Source organism: Pseudomonas sp. KK18 (assembly GCF_037094675.1).
Lineage (GTDB): Bacteria > Pseudomonadota > Gammaproteobacteria > Pseudomonadales > Pseudomonadaceae > Aquipseudomonas.
Genome location: NZ_CP146605.1, coordinates 5,142,570 through 5,158,550 on the forward strand (window position 1 = coordinate 5,142,570; position 15,981 = coordinate 5,158,550).

Genomic DNA, 15,981 nt, shown 5'->3' on the forward strand with positions numbered 1-15,981 from the left:
GCTCTAAAACGAGATAACGGTTATTGCCGTACTCCCCGGAGACGCTGCTGAACCCTCAACAAAAATCCGGCTTCAAAGGCATCCTGACAGTCACCGACAGGGAAGGACTTGCGGGTTTGCGCCAGCTCCCACCACAGCGGAATTTCGCCAGGCGCATCAAGCCAAGCCTGGGCGCATTGCACGCCACGCTCAATCATTGAGGAAAATTCGCTACCCCACGGCGTCAAAAGACTTGGACAACCATCCGCCGGCGGAATTGAAATGTAGTTTTCGTCCATATACACCCTAAATTTCTGATTTATTTTCAGACGCAAAGGCCAGCTTCGAAAACATATAGGCTCTAGGTACCAGCCATAAGCATTCAAATCGCATAGAGCAATGCTAATGCAGACTATATCCCGTGGATTGAGAGTCCCTCAAGGCGCAATTTGCGCGCATGACTCAAGACTACGAACAGCTTCGTCTGCGGCTGGCGGAAAATATCCGCTTGATGCGACGCGTGAAAAACCTTAGCCAGGAGCAGCTCGCGCTCATGGCCGAGGTGGATCGCACCTACGTCAGTCAAATCGAACGATGCACGGGCAATCCGTCGCTGTTGGTTCTGTGCAAGCTCGCCAATATTTTGGAAATTACGGCAGATCAGTTACTTGTGGAACCCGACATCCTGCGCAGCTTCCTTCACGTCAAATAATAGTCTCACGTCTCGCAAACCCGATACACCCGCTTCCATAATTTCCGCTGACAATCTCCAGCCCCTCACCGAATCTGCCCAGGCCATACATATTGAGCCTGGATTATGACTGCCGTCTGCTCGTCAATATCTCCCGCAAAGCTAAGACCCTTGGCACTGAGCATCCTGCTGGCATGCGGTCCAAGCATGGCGCTGGACACCGGAAGCATCACGTCCTCCGTGCTTTCGCCAGACTGCCTCGAATACAGGGTCGTCGGCATTTGCTTCTGGCTGCTCTGCACACCGTTCGGCTGCACAGTCAAAACCTCGACCAAGGTTCGTCATTTCATTCCTGAACTGGTGGTCTCAAGCTACACCGCCACGGGCAATAACCCCTGGATCGAGATGGCCACCCTTTCCTCTCCCGTCAGCGGTGCGGAAGGTGGCGGCAACCTTATCACCCCGAACCCCCACCGCAACAACCTGCCCCGGTTCAAAAACGTCGATGGTATAGGCCACCCTGGCGGATGGGCAGCCACGCAACTGGCTTCACAATCCGGCTACGCCTGCGCCAGCGGCGCAACTGCATTCATGCCCTACTATTTGAGTACCTTGGACTCACTGGCCTGGCGCCATGGCATCCCGGAAAATTTCTACCCCGAGTCACTTGTGCCAGGGGTCCGCGAAGTCGGTAGTCAAGTTTTAGGAAACATGTGGGGCAACGTTTATCCCCGGCAGGGTTTTCTGGTACAGCCCGACGATTTCAAGGCAGCCGCAGTCATGGCACAACGGGCCGGTGATGTAGTTACCCGAAACTGGCAGCCGCATGTGTACTTACCACTCACACCAGCCAGACACGACGGCTACTGGCCACCTGGCCCGATCGTCGAAAACGACGCTTCGACCCACAAATGGCAATTGCTCTCCCCCCAAATTCAGCCCACGTGCGCCATCTTCCCCAGCAATCCAGTCCAGAGCGCGGATGGCGGATACGCCTGGTCGCTTTGGCGTCCCTATAGCTGCTGCAAACGTGAGGGGCAGACCTTTCTGTTCAGTATCGACTTCGAAGGAGGTGCTTCATGAGCCGGCTTCTCGCACGACCATGGTTGGGCGCGATGAGTCTGTTGTTCTGTGGACTGCTTGCCATGGCCACGCATGCCCACTCCGCCGAAGACGATTACCGCCTGGGCACTCAAGGCGAAGTGCTCGATGACCGCGTGATGTACACCATTGGTGGCGGCTCGGCAGTCGGTTCACCGAGTTCGCTCTATCGACCCAGTGGTCTCGGTGTCGGTGGTTCTTGGCGAGCGAACATGATGTGCGGAAACATGAGCCTCACCAACACCCTGCAAAACCAGCTGAACGGCGTCACCGAAGGTTTTCAGCAGATCATGGGTAGCGTCGTGCAGAACGCGACCCAAGCGGTGATGTCGCTGCCGGCGTTGATCATCCAGCGCGCCAATCCAGGACTCTATGAGTTGCTCAGCAACGGAGTGATGCAAGGTCGTATCGACTTCGACCGTTCCAAGCTGACCTGTCAGGCCATGGCCGAAAAGATGGCGGACAAAGTAGGTCAAGCCGGCTGGGGTGCACTGGCCAAGAACCAAGAAATGCAAGGCAACCTGGAGCAAACCGGCGGCGATGCAGTGGCCGCGGTGAAAAATACCGAGGCCCATAACGGCAACAATGGAGTGACCTGGGTCGGCGGTTCGAAGGCTGGTGGTGATGGGCAGACGCCCATTCGGGTGACCTCCGACGTGGTGCGTGCGGGCTACAACTTGCTGCATAACCGGACGGTGGACGACAGTGCCTCGATCAGTAGCAGCGATTGCCTGGGTGGCGCTATTTGCCAGACATGGACCTCGCCCCAAGAGGAATCCGAATGGGCCGTTCGAGTGTTGGGTGAGAGCGAAGTCGCGACCTGCGATAGCTGCGAAACCCTGCGTGCGACCGCAGGCAGTGGACTGACGCCGCTGATCCAGGAGGCCTATAACGAGCGCCTTAAGGCCTTGCAAGGGCTGTTGTCTGGCTCTCTGCCCCCTATCCCTGACAACCTGGCGAAAGCCTCCAGCCCGATGCTGCCGGTGAGCCGTGGTGTGATCGAAGCCCTGCGCGACGATCCCGATCAGGATCTGCTGGCACGACGCCTGGCTAGTGAGACGGCCCTGTCCAGCGTCCTGGACAAGGCACTGCTGCTACTGCGCACACTACTGGCAGGCAGTCACGAACCCAACATCGCCTCCGCCGAGCCGGCCCAGACCGCCTTGACGAAAAACATCGACGCTTTGGAGCGTGAAATACGCCTGCTGCAGACCGAACTGCAGGTTCGACAAATGCTGGCTACCAACACCGCCAGCCTCGTGCTCGATCGACATGCGGGTGGTGCCGAGGCTTCGCGCACCGTCGAGCAAGGTGACCCTGAGCCGGGTCGACTCAATGATGCTGACGCCAGGCGCAAGTGAGCCATGAAACGCTCACCGCTATTCACTTTGCTTTCAAGTCTGGGGATTGTTGCGGTGATGATCTTGACCGCCTCACTGGCCGCCTGGATCGGTCGTACCGCGCTGGGTAGTTTCGACGCCTGGCAGCAGGCATTCGAATCCGCACAGCCTTATCTGCGGTGGTGGCGTGCGCTGCTTTACGGCGCTCTCTTTGCACTCTGGTGGGACCTGCTTCGGCGCTACCAACATCGACCACAGGATCGACGGCGCATAAAACGCATCGGGACATTAGGACTCCTGCTCTTTATCTGCGTCGAGCTCACCCGACTGTGAGGTCATTACCATGCTCATGAGCACCAACAGTTACTTGGAGTTTTACCTCTCTCTCCTGGCCTGGATCATCAACAACGGCCTCTGGAGTGTCCTGTCCGACACAGGACTGTTCGCCGCGCCCTTTGGTGCAATCATCTTGCAGGAATGGTTATCTGCCCGTCAGCAAGGCGCGGACGAAGGCAACAAGGGGCTGCTCTCGGTGCCACGGATCGAGAACCGGTTGTGGCTGGCCTACATCGTCGTCTTGTTCGGTTGCGCGCCTGTCTTTCCGTTGAGTCTCGCCTCTATGGCGTTCGATGATGCGGCGAGTCAGCGCTGCGGCGTAAGTGTGGCCAAACCAGCAGAAACCGCCTGGGGGACGACCTTCAATACCATCGGCGGGCGCTCCGCCAATGTGCCGATCTGGTGGTTTCTGGTGCATGCTTTGAGCAAAGGCGTGACTGCGGCAGCCACCGCCTCCATCCCTTGCGCACCGGATATCCGACAAATGCGCATGGAGATCGACAGCTCGCGCATCGATAATCAGGTCCTACTGCAGGAAGTCGCCGACTTCACCCGCGACTGCTACGGCTATTCCCGTTCTCGGCTGTTCACCAACCGTCCGCAGTTGGACAAAGCACAAAGTCACGACGCAGCGTGGATCGGGTCAAGCTTTTTTCTCGACACACCCGGCTACTACGATACGGATCGCTCACGTACACCGAGAGTCAGCTGGCCGTATGACGACAACCGCGATGTTTCCTTACCGCGGCTGGAGAATGGCGCGGGCTACCCCACCTGTAAACAGTGGTGGAGCGACAGCGGTGTCGGTCTACGCGAACGCTTGATCGAGCAGGTTAATCCCTCGTTGCTGACTCAGTTGAAAGGTTGGTTGACTGGGCGTTCGAGCAACGAGATCGAAGATGCCACCCTTCGCGAGCTGGTTAGTCCGCGCCAGCAATCGATGTCCATGTCGCCCGGACAGGTGTATCAGGACTACGGCTCCAGCGCTCGTGGCGGTTCGATCAATCAGGGGCTCAATAACCTGGCCACCAATACCGGGTTGGCCCTCGGTTCCTTCAGCAACTTCCCGGCAATGAATGCACTACGCGCAGCCTTGCCGATGGTGCAGGCATTCCTGATCATGGGCGTCATCATCAGCTTGCCGCTGATCCTGCTGGTCAGTACCTACCAGCTGAAGACCGTCATGACGGTGACGTTTGCCATGTTCACCTTACACATGCTGAGCTTCTGGTGGGAACTGGCGCGCTGGGTCGACTCCAGCATGCTCGATACGTTGTACAACCAAGTGTCAGCGTCAAATCAGGTGCTGTTGTCGCTGCCCACATCAGGCCTCATGGATGGAACCGTCACGGCGCAGGTGATCGAGTATGTAATGGGGGCGATGTTCATCGTGCTACCGATGCTTTTTCTCGGGGCAATGAGTTGGGCCGGATATAGCGTAGGTTCAGGCGTAGAAGGAATGCTCAGCAGGGGAACCCACGCAGCACAGACAGCGAGCTCTAACGGGACCTCTCAGTTGATGAGCGGTGCAAGAATTGTTTCGGGTAAATCGAGCTCAAAGTAACCAAGAGCCTACTTCAGAGAACCCCATTTATCGTAACGCTCAGGCCAAGAAGTTCTATGCATTGGATCATCGAGATCGTCACTATCTGGAGTGTCTGACCCCTGAAATGGGACAGCTGCAAATACGACAATTGTGCACATCAGCACAAACAACCAGAAGCTGACAAAAAGAAATGCTCCGAACAGAGCGAACTTAGCAGTCAGAAAACTCCCGCGAACAAGAAATTTACCTGCGGGCACACCTGCGGTCTCGGCACGCTCAACCACGCGGGATTCAAAAGTTTTCAACCTACGGTAGCTACGCTTCACCGACAGACCACAGGCATACGCCCAGCGGTGGGCACGTGAATTCTGAACAGGTTGCTGAGTCGGCATGGTCTCGTCCTCTTCTGAGCGTTTTCATGGTTGAGCCTGGAGGAATAGGCTACTACTGAAAACGGCCCATACCTGACCGTTTATCAGTTTCCCCGGCCGAAAAATCCTCATTGGAAGCCAGAAGACAAGCTCTGCGAAACATCGTCTCTACAGCGATTGACCCAGATAAATCGTCCGGCTAAATACAAGGTGCGGATCGCTGTTATCGACAGCACTTTCCCAGGTAGCCAGAACCTTCAAGGCTACGTCACTTCGATGGTGGTTCCCCCCAAGTGCGATTAGCGTTCGGTGGCTCGCACGATGACCGTTTCTACGGTAATGAACGCCTACTGCTCTTATGAGCGCCTTTCGAGCTCTGCCCGTGAGGTAAGCCCTCTTGATTTTCTTCAACCCACTGCGGGGAAATCTTTCTCCGCACGGGAAAGGTTTCTTCGCGTTCTCAACGGAGACATACCATGCCCGACTCACTTACACCGGAAACACTGAACACCCTCCGGTTGCCCATCGTGTTCACCCCTGGCGCGTGGCAGCACGCAGTAATGCTCGAGCAATCCGATCACGCTGAGAAGCTGCAGGTCGATCGGTTGAGCCACGTATTGCGCGCAGCCTTCGAAGCCCACCTGGCCTATCCACAAAAGCCCTATGTGCTGTTCGAGGTAGTCCACATTGAACCAACCGATCAATTCGACCACGACCCGTTGCTGCAGTTGAGTCTCAGCCTACTCCAAGAACCGGGTCAGCCTGGCGCCTTACTGATAGCGCTTGCAGGAGAACACCAGCGCTAAGCGCAATGGGCGGCGCCCACCTCCACATTCGGATGGTATGCAGGCCTGCATCAATCCAGCCCATCACCCACCGGGGAACCCTCCCCCGGCGGGCAAGGCGTTCCTCCATTTTTCTCTCGAGGAAATTGCCATGCGCGATATCTACCAAGACGTGACAGACAAGATCGTTACCGCGTTAGACCAAGGCGTTGCTCCCTGGATCAAACCCTGGTCCTCAAGTGGCTCCGCTTACATCGGCCATCAACCCTACCCCATCAATGCCATCACGCGACGTCCGTATTCGGGCATCAATTTACCGCTGCTCTGGGCCGAGGCCAGATTGCAGGGGTTCACTCAAGATCGTTGGCTGACCTTCAACCAAGCTAAAAAGGCCGGTGGGCACATCCGTAAGGGTGAACACAGCACTCTGGCTGTGCTCTACAAGCCTAGGGAGCGCGAGGAACAGACTGAGTCAGGCCAACCCGTACTCGATGAAAACGGTCAGCCTAAGGTCGCTCACTTCGGCATTCTCAGGACACATTTTCTGTTCAACATCGAGCAAACGGAAGGGCTCGAAATGCTCAATGGCACCCTGCTCGAGACGGAACAGAGTGATCCCTTCCAGCCCAACAGCGCCGCGGAAAATCTGCTTTTAAGTTCAGGTGCACGCATCGTTCATCGGCCTGCCGACGAAGCCTTTTACCATCCGATCAGGGATCTCATCCAACTGCCGACAAAGGCACAATTTCACGATGAAAGCGGGTACTACGCCACGGCACTTCATGAGCTGACGCACTGGACCGGGCATCACTCTCGGTTGCAGCGCGAAGGCGTGACGTCAGCCTGTCCGTTCGGCTCGCCAGGCTACGCGTTTGAGGAGTTGATCGCCGAGATGGGCGCAGCTTTTTTATGTGCCTACGCCGGTATACAGGGAGAGCTACGGCACGAGGGCTACATCGACTCCTGGCTCGGCCTGCTCAAGGCTGACAAACGCGCGATCTTTCGCGCCAGTGGTCAGGCCCGAAGCGCCTCGGAGTATGTACTCAACCTGGAGCAGCAACTGAAGCAGATGGTAATGGATGACTCACGATGCATGAACGATGGAGTTTGAGCGTTAACTCACCGTTGCAATCGCATCACAGGGCCCAACGCGAGTTGGGCCCTGTGATGCGCCCAGAAAAATCCCATGCCGCGGTGCTCTAATGCAAAGAGTCAGGGATGGGCACACACTCGCAGCCTGTCATTCCGCATCCAGGTTCTGCGCCAGAAAATCCACCAGCTCGAGCGGACTTCGGCTATCGATTACCTTGTAGATCAGATCACGTTTACTGCGCGGCAACTTCTTGACCACGCTCTTCGCCGAGGCCCGGACGGCTTCGTCGGTCCCATGGATACGTGCCGCGAGCAGCAGCACAAGCGTGGCGTCAGTGAGGTTCATGGCAAGACCTAAAAAATATGCACCGCAGTGTATCGATTCTTTTCTTTTCCGTACTAGCCCCAAAAAATGATGCCTAGGAGAATCCATATTCCGATTGCCGCACAAAGGGACACGAGCCAAAAAGGACGGGTAAGGGTTGGAAGGGAATGGGCACTCAAGGGTAAGAGCGCTATCCGAAAAGGCTAAAAGGCCACTGACCCAGCCACTTCCCGGAGGTCACGATGCTCAGTCTGTTTCGCCACAAAAGTCAGAAGCCCCCTCCGCCACCGACACAGAGCGCCACCGAAGGTTACCTGCCCATCGAGTCGGCCCACAGCTTGTTAGCCGCGGAGCACCGCCGCCAGTTGCTCGATCGCATCTGGCAGTACACCGCCCTCTCCCACGCGCAGTTCATCCAGCTTTATTTAAATCCGATTCATCGCTACGCCGAGCAGGTCCAGCAACTCCCGGCCAGCGAGACGCACCACCATGCGTATCTCGGTGGCATGCTTGACCATGGCCTGGAGCTGGTAGCTTGCAGTTTGAAACTGCGTCAGTCGTATCTACTTCCCACCGGCGCCGCGCCCGAAGACCAAGCCGCCCAGACCGATGCCTGGTCGGCTGGCATCGCCTATGGCGCCCTGCTGCATGACATCGGCAAGATCGCCGTGGACCTGCTGGTCGAACGCCAGGATGGCCGTGTTTGGCATCCTTGGCAGGGCTCCCTGGATCAGCCCTACCGTTTTCGTTACATCAAGGGTCGTGACTACCACCTGCACGGCGCCGCCGCAGGCTTGCTCTACACCCAAATTCTCGACCGCCCAATCCTCGATTGGCTCAGTGGATTTCCGCCACTGTGGGCCAGTCTGCTGTATGTCCTGGCGGGCCAGTACGAACGTGCCGGCGTGCTCGGTGAGTTGGTGATGCAGGCCGACCGTGTTTCCACCGCACAGAACATCGGTGGTAACCCGAGCAAGGCGCTGCAAGCACCGATTCATTCGCTGCAACATCACTTGATCAGCGGACTACGTCATCTGGTTCAGCACGAGCTGAAACTTAATCAGCCGGGGGCCGCGGGTTGGTTGACTCAGGACGCGCTGTGGCTGGTCAGCAAGACGGTCACCGACAAGCTGCGAGCTTATCTGCTGTCGCAAGCGATAGAAGGCATTCCCTCCTCCAACCTCGCGGTGTTCGACGAACTCCAGTCACATGGGTTGGTTGAGTCCACCCCAGAAGGCAAAGCCATCTGGACCGCGCTTGTCGCACAGGGAAGCTGGGAGCAGACCTTTACATTTCTTCGCCTTCAACCGGCGTTGATTTGGGGGAGCGAAGACCGCCCCGAAACTTTTAGCGGAACGGTGAGCGTGGGAGTCGATGACCACCCGACTGACGCTCCGGCATCACCAGCAGCGCCGGAGACCGTCAGTGCAGGATCGCGTCAAAGCCCATCGCAGCCCGATCCAATGACGATGGAAAATGCCGACTATCTCGGCACGTTGTTGGATATGTTCGAGCTGGAAGAGTCTGAGGTCAGCAATGTATCGTCAGCAGGCACCCTCGAAATCTCAAATCCTTCATCGGACAACCCTGGTCAGACATTCCTGAATTGGGTCAAGGAAGGGATCCTCAGCCATAAGCTGATCATCAATGACAGCAAGGCCAAAATCCACACGGTGAGTGGTACTGTATTTCTGGTAACTCCTGGTCTCTTCCAACGTTATGTCCAGGAGTTTCCTGGCATAGCCAAGAGGGTCGATCAAGAGATTGAAGAATGGCGTTGGGTACAGAAGCAGTTCGAGAATCTGAAGGTCCACAGGAAGCGAGACAACGGCCTGAACATCTGGGCATGCCAAGTGCAGGGCCCTAGGAAGAGAACCACTCTGAAGGGGTATGTGATTGAGGAACCAAAGCTATTTTTTGAACTGACTCCCCCAGATAACCCCTTTCTAAAAATCGACGATATTGCCTCCACGGGTCACTAACAACAATCCTCCTTCTGCCCAACAAATATATACAACTTTAAACATATATTTATGCATTAGTGAAACGCCACCAACCAGCAACAACACTTTCGCTCAGCACATAAAATCTAAACAACTGGGCAAGGGAGCAACGTATGTAGAATAACTATAGGAAGAGACGGATTCTGCGTTATTCTAAAATGACTGGTATCAAAATGTACCTGCCCTCCCATCATAGAAGGGGAAACAGCTACATCCCCGTTGGGAGCTGGAATGCAATTCAGCCTTTTTGGATAATCGGCGCTAGCAATATATCGGGCCAAATCACCTGCCTCCTTTATCAAATCCAATGGACTAAAAGCGCACATAATTCCATATTCATGACCGACAGCATATTTTCCGTCAATAAAACGATTCAAACCGTCAAAGCAATATTTCCATTTACTACTTGCTGAACCATCTAGTTTTTTGAATTCAAGAACTAAGTGCGGAGTACCTGGAGCGCCTAAAATTACGCGAATATCTGCCCTGGCGATTCGAGAGACATCACCATTGGCGGCGCGGCGCAACTCCCAAGTTTCAGCCTGGAAGTCACAATCCATTCCCCAATCGAAACGACGGTCTTCGTCGCTTAGGGCCTCGCATAGATTATCAGTTAACGTCGGCTCATCTTTCTCAAATGAAATTGCTGATGGCGAGGTTTGCAATAGAGAAGACCAAGTATCACTCATATAAACGAGGACATCAGGTATCTTCGGCCCAGGAAATAGGCGAAACCAAGCTGCTGAGATTGAGGAACTCATAACTAATTGCGCCCCCAAGCTGCGGCCTGAACTGTCTGAACAATCAAGTCAGCATCAGCAAGAGCGGTTCTAGCAAGCCAAAACCGACGCCTTAACGGCTTTACAAAGTAAAATGCTTCTCCTGCAGCAACCAAAATATTGGGGACATTGAATAATTTGCCCTCGGACTCTACCGAATGGTTAGCTTCTAGCCCTGCATAGAGATCACCGATCAGTCGTTGATAAGCAGAATCGGCAACATTAAGCCCACCGGTGCTGGACTCCCCAACAGAAACTCTAACTGCCCCAAAAAAGCCCTTAGCTCCATCTATAACAGCTTCCACTGTCAGCTCTCCCGCGCCTCTGCTACGACTGCGCCAAAGCGCAAGCTCTGTTTTAAAAACAGTTAAATAACGATCAATCTCATCGTTCGACGGTCTATCAAGCAAAGGGGTCGTAAGACCTTGATAGTTTGAAGGTTGAATTGAAGAAGCAATAACGTCGACAGTGTCGGTTATTAGTACACGCTCAGCCTCAGCAAGCATGAAATAATCAAAAACCAAATTATCAAGCTGAACTTTTACTGCATCATATGCTGATTCACGATGCAACTCAGACTCCGCCGAAATCTTATCCAGCAGCTGACAGGACTTAAATATTATTTCCTTTGCAAGCTCTGGTTTTTTGTGCGCCTCCGGCGAGCAAAATGGAAAACGCTCAACATCATCAATCGCAACACGAGGACGCTCACCGATCACCGAGTAACCTGTCATTATCAACATATACGTCGCTATCGGAGATCTAAGATAAATCATAAGAAACTTAAGAAGATTAGCATCAACTGATGCCCCGCCTATTGCCCCAATAGATGAGGTAAAAGCAAAGGGGACTTCTGAATAGATCGCCCTAATAACATAAGATTCAGACAAGCCATCTGGAAATATTACTCTAGGCCCCGAGTAAAGCTTCGCATTTTTTCCACCAGGACTTGCAACTATAGGATAAAAATCTGCAAGCCGAGCAAGTTGCGCATCAGCAGAAACTATTGGATAGACTCTAGGCAATCTATCTGCCGGCATCAACGAGAGATCAGCTAGCACACCTAGTTCGCGATCTCGATTACTGTGATTGGCAGCATGAAATCCTTTTCCAGAAAGCCAAGGACTTTCACGTGACTCCATAGTTTCTTTGACACTCCCAAAACGCTGAAGCCGTCGAAGTAATTTTTGATCGCGCTTTTCCCCCCAATAACTTGAAATAAGCAAGTAGTTATCTTGATATATTTCTTTGGCTGAAATTATCTTTTTATCGGCCTCGTGTAATGCCAGCCGCCCCAACGCCAGTGTTACATCGGTCTTAGGGGCCCAATACTCGACGTACTCACTTCCAAGTGAGATGATTTCGTCTTCAAAGCTTCTCGGCCGAGCCCGGACGACAGCGCATGGATGTTTAGCTGCCGGAAAAAGTAGCCGCCTCACATCAGCAAAGTTTATTATCCTTTCGATTCTTACATCTTCTAGCCAACGCCGTCTAAAATCACCTGATTGATCACTAGCACCAATTACAAGATTTAAAGGCATGATCAAAACAATAACACTATTTACTTTAACGCAACTCGTGGCTTTAAAAGCGTATCCAGCTGCAATTTGACGACGCCCAACTGGGTAAGGAGGTACATGTTTACGACACCACTCCTCCCAGACTGGCTTTTCACTATTATCAGACTCACGCCAAGGCGGATTAGATAAAAGAATATCAAACTTACGCTTACCTGAAAATGGATTATCTTCCGAGAAAAAATCTCCGTACAGCTCTCCTTTTTGAATATTTAGACCAGAGCCAACTAGACGAGGAAGTTTTAAGCTATTATCTGTCTGAAGGCGCATTACCTCTTCAGAATCTAAGCCTTCAAGTAGAGAAAGGTATAAACTGAACGCAGTTATCCAGCAAGCCGTTTCATCTATGTCGTTTCCGAAAAGATTTGATTCCATCAGAGCTACGCGTTCTGAAAATGTAAGTCGTCTCCCTCCACTTACTTCCGCATGCCTGAGCATCTTCCTAAATGCACTTGTTAGAAGAATACCAGAACCACATGCTCCGTCATATACGGTGCAACCAGCCGGATTATCAAAGCTCTCAAATGCTTGCTCAGTAACTAGGCTAGCCAAGTGCCGAGGAGTATAATAAGCTCCTAGCGCTCCCTGTCGATCTTTCAACAGCGTCTCATATATACCTGAAATAAGCTCAACTGGAATATGACTAAAATCATACTGCCAGAACGCCCCCTGCCCAGTTTCAAAATCTACAGCCTCTAAGAAGCGCTTTATACATCTGAAACATTGCTCATTGAGCACAACCCAATCTGGGGCGCCACCATCTCTAGAGCTGAGAAAGTCACCATTGAAATCAAATTTTAGTTGGCGTAACAGACTGTCAACACCCTCACCATCTGACTTAGCCACATAATCTTCTAACCTTTCAAGATTATGAGTTGCACGATATCCCTCACCAACAATACCTCTTTGTTCGAGGTAACATAAGAAAATGACTTGAGCCATTAATGCTTCTGCTTGACTACTACCAAGTCCTTCTTTTGCCAACTGCTTGACAACTTGTCTTAAATTAGCAAGCAAACGTTGATCTACCCTTTCCTCCGGCAAAAACCAATGCGAGAGGCGATCCTTAATAAATCCAGACTGCACTTCGTAGGCCGACCAATACCCTTGGGCAACAACAGCCTCACGTGATAGAACCTCGGGCTCAGCTTCTCTATCGTTTACCGAATACGCCACCAACCCATCAGGATCAAGAACAAGAACCACCGATGCTAAGTTCTGATTCCAGACCCGCTGACATATTTGCTCGACTCTTTTCTGACGCGGCAGCTGTAATGTTTGGGAGTCTATAAAGCAAACTGTAGGTACTTCCCCTACACAGAAGACTGCAGACGCGGAAATTCCTCCGCCAATCTCCAGCATTTCCTCAATTTCAGATGCGTAGGGCCTAGTTCCAATACTGTCGCCGGCCCGGTACAGCTCGTGCGGGAACTTTATATAGGCTAGATCGCTAAGCCATTGCTCAAGCAGCATGATTGTTGTCCATAGACCAAAATAGCAATATCCCACTCATGTCGTATCTACTTAACTGCAATGGCTGGAAAAAGATGAAATTGGTGCGACTCATCTGAAGGCTCAAACTCAGATGAAAGGATTTCTAAATGTGGATTCATATTAATTACTAATGCATCACCGTTAAAACTTGAATATTCTCGATACTGATACAGTGTAAATTCACCGCCAGGCTTAATCACAAGCACCGAGTCATATAAAGCGGGGAAGGAATGATTTTTGAGCTTTTGCGCCAGTCCCAGAAACAAATTTTTCTGAGATGTCAGCTCAACATGGAACTTTTCTCTCAACACAACTGCCAGTCGAAGCAAAAGCACTGTCTGCCATGAATACAATGCGCGAGAACCTGGTCCAGACGGCTTCTCATCGGGCACGATAAGGTGTCGACGAGATGTCCACTCCCTCAGCTGGTCTGATGTCAGCCCTGTGAGCGCTTGAACTGCAGCCGCCTTGATGAGTCGCATCAGTTGCCCCTTCGCTCCGCCATACATCCAAGCGGGCATCATACCCACTTAAATTACTGTTATCTATGCTTACCTCGTAGACAAGGCAAGAAACAGTCTGCTGACCTAGATACGCTAAGCACTATTCAACAGCCACTCCAGCCCCCCACCTGCAATCCTGCGCTGTGTACTCGGCAACCCGATGGGCTATCCCAGACGCAACCTCCAATTGAAGGCCAGTCATCATCCGGAGTGCACCCGCATACCAAAAACCAGGTTTCAACTCCCAGGGGCGGGATAAAGGATCGATGTTGGTGTCTCCCAGCACGCGCGCAACTTCCCTCCACACACACCTCGTTGACGCTGCCTACCTGAGTCCACGTACAATATGCATCACAAAAAATGACCAAAAAAATTTGTGGGAGTAAATGCGGGAGTAATTTTTCAGACATGAAAAAGCCCAACCTTCGCAGATTGGGCTAAGTCATTGAAAAATATGGTCGGGACGGAGTGATTCGAACACTCTACCCCTAGCACCTCATAAAGGTGAATCACAATCCAATCCAGTCTAAACAATTCCAGGAACAAGGCCTAAAGCACTGTATTTACTAGGCCAATACAGTTTACACAGTCCAACCGCTTCCGATAGCATTCTACCAAAGCCAGCGAGAAACGGTGACCCAACGGTGACCATCTGGAGCCTGGCCTTTATGAGGAAGCGAAAGTGGCGACGATCACCGACAAACAGATGAACGCAAAACCAGCCAAACCTACCTGGCTGATCGAGGATGCTCCTCGCGGCTGCGGCCGATTCATGGCACGTCTTCGCCCAGATGGCGAACGCCTGTTTTACTTCAGGTATACCAACACCAGCGGTGGAAGAGTGTTTCTGCCCATAGGTGCATATGACGCCACTGGCACTGATGGACTTACCCTCAAGGAAGCAAGAACTAAAGCTGGAGAGTGGTCACGCCTCTACCAAAGTGGAACTCGCAACTTACGTGAACATCTGGATGCCGAGGAAGCTGGCCGTATCGCAGCCCGAGATGGTGAATTGACACGACTCACCGCCGAGAAAGCAGAAGCCGAAGCCGAGCAAGCTCGCCAGGCGGCACGCAAGACTGTTACCGACCTATTCGAGCACTGGGCTAAGGTTGATCTCATCAACCGCAAGGACAAGGGTGCAGAGGCTCGTCGGATGTTTGAAAAGGACGTTCTGCCCTTCTTGGGCGACGTGGCTGTCGCTGATGTGAAAAAGGGTCATATCACCGAGGTGACAGATGCCCTCCTCGCTCGCGGTGTAAACCGTATGGCCAAGATGGTTTTTTCGCTTATGCGTCAAATGTTCCGCTTTGCCGTAGACCGCGACCTTATTGAGCACGATCCCAGTGCCAGTATCCGCAAAGCTAAGATAGGCGGCAAAGATACTGAACGCGACCGAGTACTGAGTGATGACGAAATCAAGCTGCTTGCTAAGAAAGCCCCTGATGCAGGACTGCTAGTCACCACCGAAGCTGCAATCTGGATTGCCCTATCGACCTGCTGTCGAATTGGTGAGCTCCTGAGCGCCCGATGGGAGCATATCGATCTAGAGCAAAGCACTTGGCTGATTCCGTCCGAGAATAGTAAAAACGGCAAACCGCACAGCATCATCCTTTCAGACTTTGCCATTAGCCACTTCAAGCGCGTAAAGAAGATCAATAGCCTGTCACCTTGGTGCTACCCGAACACCTACATAACTGACCATGTATGCCCTAAAACGGTAACCAAGCAGCTGGGAGATCGCCAGCGCCTTCCGGAACAAGGCTCCATGAGCCGACGTAGCGCCAAAGCCCAAGCACTGTTGCTACCAGGCGGAAAGTGGACGCCTCACGACCTGCGGCGTACAGGCGCGACGATTATGACTGCTATTGGCGTGCTTCCTGAAGTGGCTGAACGTTGCCTCAACCACACAGAGGAAAATAAGGTAAAACGCATTTATCAGCGTCATAGCTATGCTAAAGAAATGGCGGAGGCTTGGGAACTTCTCGGCAAGCATTTATCCGGCCTGATATAGACAACCACTCCAACCGCCCAGAGAAAAGACTAGCAGCGCTACACA

Annotated in this window: 15 protein-coding genes; 9 read left to right on the top strand and 6 right to left on the bottom strand. The window is 52.8% G+C overall.

Annotated features, from left to right (window positions below; all coding sequences use genetic code 11):
• Positions 1-20: 20 nt before the first annotated feature.
• Positions 21-278 (bottom strand): LasR-specific antiactivator QslA, encoded by a 258-nt coding sequence (locus tag V6607_RS23040; RefSeq protein ID WP_042558350.1) that lies wholly within the window; start codon positions 276-278, stop codon positions 21-23.
• Between the two features lie 158 nt (positions 279-436).
• Here V6607_RS23040 and V6607_RS23045 point away from each other — a divergent pair, with 158 nt between their 5' ends.
• The 5 genes from V6607_RS23045 to V6607_RS23065 all read left to right on the top strand — a co-directional run bounded on the left by V6607_RS23045 (position 437) and on the right by V6607_RS23065 (position 5,011).
• Positions 437-691 carry a helix-turn-helix transcriptional regulator gene (locus tag V6607_RS23045; RefSeq protein WP_042558349.1) on the top strand — a complete coding sequence of 85 codons (255 nt, stop codon included), beginning with the start codon at positions 437-439 and terminating at the stop codon, positions 689-691.
• A 105-nt stretch (positions 692-796) separates the two neighbouring features.
• On the top strand, positions 797-1,753 hold the full coding sequence (locus tag V6607_RS23050; protein ID WP_042558348.1) for a TIGR03756 family integrating conjugative element protein: 957 nt from the start codon (positions 797-799) through the stop codon (positions 1,751-1,753).
• On the top strand, positions 1,750-3,132 hold the full coding sequence (locus V6607_RS23055; RefSeq protein WP_042558347.1) for an integrating conjugative element protein: 1,383 nt from the start codon (positions 1,750-1,752) through the stop codon (positions 3,130-3,132). The genes V6607_RS23050 and V6607_RS23055 overlap by 4 nt, the downstream gene beginning before the upstream one ends.
• A 3-nt stretch (positions 3,133-3,135) precedes the next feature.
• Positions 3,136-3,444 (top strand): hypothetical protein, encoded by a 309-nt coding sequence (locus V6607_RS23060; protein WP_042558346.1) that lies wholly within the window; start codon positions 3,136-3,138, stop codon positions 3,442-3,444.
• Positions 3,445-3,454: 10 nt separating this feature from the next.
• A complete protein-coding gene (locus V6607_RS23065; protein WP_042558345.1) occupies positions 3,455-5,011 on the top strand; it encodes a conjugal transfer protein TraG N-terminal domain-containing protein in 1,557 nt (518 codons plus the stop codon).
• Between the two features lie 8 nt (positions 5,012-5,019).
• Here the strand turns inward: V6607_RS23065 and V6607_RS23070 are convergent, their stop codons facing one another.
• Positions 5,020-5,385 carry a DUF3742 family protein gene (locus V6607_RS23070; protein ID WP_080896003.1) on the bottom strand — a complete coding sequence of 122 codons (366 nt, stop codon included), beginning with the start codon at positions 5,383-5,385 and terminating at the stop codon, positions 5,020-5,022.
• 455 nt (positions 5,386-5,840) lie between these two features.
• Here V6607_RS23070 and V6607_RS23075 point away from each other — a divergent pair, with 455 nt between their 5' ends.
• Together V6607_RS23075 and V6607_RS23080 are read left to right on the top strand one after the other, a co-directional pair.
• Positions 5,841-6,170, top strand: coding sequence for a hypothetical protein (locus V6607_RS23075; RefSeq protein ID WP_042558344.1), 330 nt, complete (start codon positions 5,841-5,843; stop codon positions 6,168-6,170).
• A gap of 130 nt (positions 6,171-6,300) precedes the next feature.
• Positions 6,301-7,260: a zincin-like metallopeptidase domain-containing protein gene (locus V6607_RS23080; RefSeq protein ID WP_042558343.1), complete on the top strand. Its 960-nt coding sequence runs from the start codon at positions 6,301-6,303 to the stop codon at positions 7,258-7,260.
• A 129-nt stretch (positions 7,261-7,389) separates the two neighbouring features.
• Here V6607_RS23080 and V6607_RS23085 read toward each other — a convergent pair whose 3' ends face one another.
• Positions 7,390-7,587: a hypothetical protein gene (locus tag V6607_RS23085; RefSeq protein ID WP_007901093.1), complete on the bottom strand. Its 198-nt coding sequence runs from the start codon at positions 7,585-7,587 to the stop codon at positions 7,390-7,392.
• A 221-nt stretch (positions 7,588-7,808) separates the two neighbouring features.
• Here V6607_RS23085 and mobH point away from each other — a divergent pair, with 221 nt between their 5' ends.
• Positions 7,809-9,548, top strand: a complete 1,740-nt coding sequence (gene mobH / locus V6607_RS23090) for a MobH family relaxase (RefSeq protein ID WP_338740840.1) — start codon at positions 7,809-7,811, stop codon at positions 9,546-9,548.
• Between the two features lie 107 nt (positions 9,549-9,655).
• Here the strand turns inward: mobH and V6607_RS23095 are convergent, their stop codons facing one another.
• Genes V6607_RS23095 through V6607_RS23105 form a run of 3 tightly spaced genes read right to left on the bottom strand, consistent with a single transcriptional unit; the run spans position 9,656 to position 13,901 of the window.
• The gene (locus V6607_RS23095; RefSeq protein ID WP_131672193.1) at positions 9,656-10,330 is read right to left on the bottom strand and encodes a hypothetical protein; all 675 of its coding nucleotides are present in this window, start codon (positions 10,328-10,330) and stop codon (positions 9,656-9,658) included.
• 2 nt (positions 10,331-10,332) lie between these two features.
• Entirely contained in the window at positions 10,333-13,398 is a 3,066-nt protein-coding gene (locus V6607_RS23100) for an N-6 DNA methylase (RefSeq protein ID WP_042558341.1), read from the bottom strand.
• Between the two features lie 47 nt (positions 13,399-13,445).
• Positions 13,446-13,901, bottom strand: a complete 456-nt coding sequence (locus V6607_RS23105) for a hypothetical protein (protein ID WP_042561996.1) — start codon at positions 13,899-13,901, stop codon at positions 13,446-13,448.
• Positions 13,902-14,604: 703 nt separating this feature from the next.
• Between V6607_RS23105 and V6607_RS23110 the strand changes: the two genes are divergently transcribed.
• Positions 14,605-15,936 (top strand): site-specific integrase, encoded by a 1,332-nt coding sequence (locus V6607_RS23110; RefSeq protein WP_170037988.1) that lies wholly within the window; start codon positions 14,605-14,607, stop codon positions 15,934-15,936.
• Positions 15,937-15,981: the final 45 nt, after the last annotated feature.